3 protein-coding genes are annotated in these 1,893 nt (G+C 36.2%); 1 reads left to right on the top strand and 2 read right to left on the bottom strand.

The features are described 5' to 3' along the window. Positions 1-230, bottom strand: a 230-nt coding sequence (gene tnpA / locus EZ449_RS22465) for an IS66 family insertion sequence element accessory protein TnpA (protein WP_131563125.1), incomplete at its 3' end; no start/stop codon positions are given. Between the two features lie 618 nt (positions 231-848). Beyond that, positions 849-1,286, bottom strand: coding sequence for a hypothetical protein (locus EZ449_RS22460; RefSeq protein WP_131563123.1), 438 nt, complete (start codon positions 1,284-1,286; stop codon positions 849-851). Between the two features lie 378 nt (positions 1,287-1,664). Here EZ449_RS22460 and tnpA (EZ449_RS22455) point away from each other — a divergent pair. After that, the coding region (tnpA, locus tag EZ449_RS22455) for an IS66 family insertion sequence element accessory protein TnpA (protein WP_131561790.1) at positions 1,665-1,893 on the top strand (229 nt) is incomplete at its 3' end.

The raw sequence follows: 1,893 nt of genomic DNA, 5'->3' as shown, positions 1-1,893 counted from the left end.
GCCTTAACGATTACCCCGTTTGGATAGACAACATCGATAAGTGTTGGTGTGATAACAGTTGTGGCAGTAACCCTGACAAAGTTAGAAACAGCCCTTTTCCGTTTGTTGCGGGATACCCAATTGGCAAAAGTGGTGCGTTTTACCCCAAGGGTCTTACAATATTCCTGCTGGGTCATGCCACTTACACGCCAAGCCTCAACGGCTAACATTTTTTCTTCTGATGTTTTCATGAATTTATTTTTTTTCAAAGAAAAACATCTGGAGGGTCAATTAAAATATGGACTTCGTAGGCTGCTTACTTTGTTATTGTATGAATAATAACGATATTGCCATTCTTGTGAAATTATTGCGTCCAAAACTGAAATCGCTTTGCAAATTGTCTGCAACGTTTTTTTGTCTGGCAATGAACTGAAGTCTTTTGTCGAAATCATACGGTCAATTTAAGTTGGTCAATGTTTTGTCTGGTGTCGCACTACGCTTGCAGGCAACGTTTTGGGTATTGCCGAAAGCGGAAATTTTCAATCGAAGCACAAAAATTAACTTTGTACAAATGTCCAATCGAAGACGTTCATCCCCGCTTCTGGCAATACCTTGTTAGCCACAGTAGCTTTTCAAATAGTCATTCGCTTTTATTTTCAAACTTTCATATTCCTGTCTTACCTTTTCGCATTTATCCTTTGAATCTGCAGAAGATATGCTTCTCATTCCTTTTCCTAAAAAGTCAATTTGTCCTTTATGTTCATAGAATAGTTTCACAGGCGTTTCATCTGTATAAGTAATGTTTTCTTTCCCTAATAGTACTTCAGCAAAAGCATAGTCTTCTAAACTGCAAAACGCTCTGCCTAATCTTAATTTTTTAATTTTATTATTCTTGATAATTGATTTGAATATAGGATAGATGGATTGATCATTTTAACTCCAAAGCCTATTGCAAGAATTTCCAAATTAGGTATTTCGCTTAAAAAGTCAAAACTCTCAACGGGCTGGCTCCAATCAAAAGTTCCATTTATGTATATATATCTCAAACCTTCTATTCCTGCTAAACCGCCAAAATCATTTATTCTTCTTAAATTTTCAAAATGAACAGATTTCAGCTTTTTTAATTTTCTCAATGGTATCAAATCTGAAAACCCGGAAACATATTCGAGAATTAATTCTTCTAAATTTTCCAAGTCACCAATAAACTCTATGTTTGGTGCTCTCAAAAAAGTTACTCTTAATCGCTTTATGTTTGTCAGTCTGCGAATAGCTTTAACTTGTTCTTTGCTTGGGTCGTGAAGTGTCATTTCTTCAAGATTTAGGCAGTCAAAAATTTGTTCCCAATGATTTTTGTCTTGGGTTTTGCTAATTGTCAATATTTTTACTTCGTCCTTGTTTGCTATTTCAAAGTCGGCAATAAATGCAAACCTTTCTCTATTTGGAATTGTCGTCCAATAGTCGTCTGTTCTATCTAAAAAGTCTCCAAAATGATGTTTCGTTGCCTATGTTTAATGTCTCTTAGCTATTACACCTAACGTTTTGCAGCTTGGCGATGTGGCTGAAATAGAATTCCTTCAGCCGAATATAGTATAAAAGATAAATAGTAGCACAACAGTTGTAAGCAGCCTACCAAGTACATCTTTTAAATAACTTTCACGATGTTTTTCTTTGCATAAAAGAAATATATGAGAACATCAGAAGAAAAAATGTTAGCAGTTGAGGCTTGGCGCACCAGTGGGCTTAGCCAGAATGAATACTGCAAGACCCTTGGAGTCAAACGTACCACTTTTGCCAACTGGGTATCGCGCAATAGACGAAAACAAGCTGTTCCCAATTTTGTTAGAGTTACCATCCCTCCAGTTGCTATTTCGACAGCTGTAGAGGTTATTTACCCAAACGGAGTAATTATCAAGG

It is taken from the genome of Pedobacter frigidisoli (genome assembly GCF_004331675.1).
Classification (GTDB): Bacteria; Bacteroidota; Bacteroidia; order Sphingobacteriales; family Sphingobacteriaceae; genus Pedobacter; species Pedobacter frigidisoli.
The sequence above is the reverse complement of the archived record's forward strand: the minus strand, read 5'-3'. Positions and strand labels throughout refer to the sequence as shown.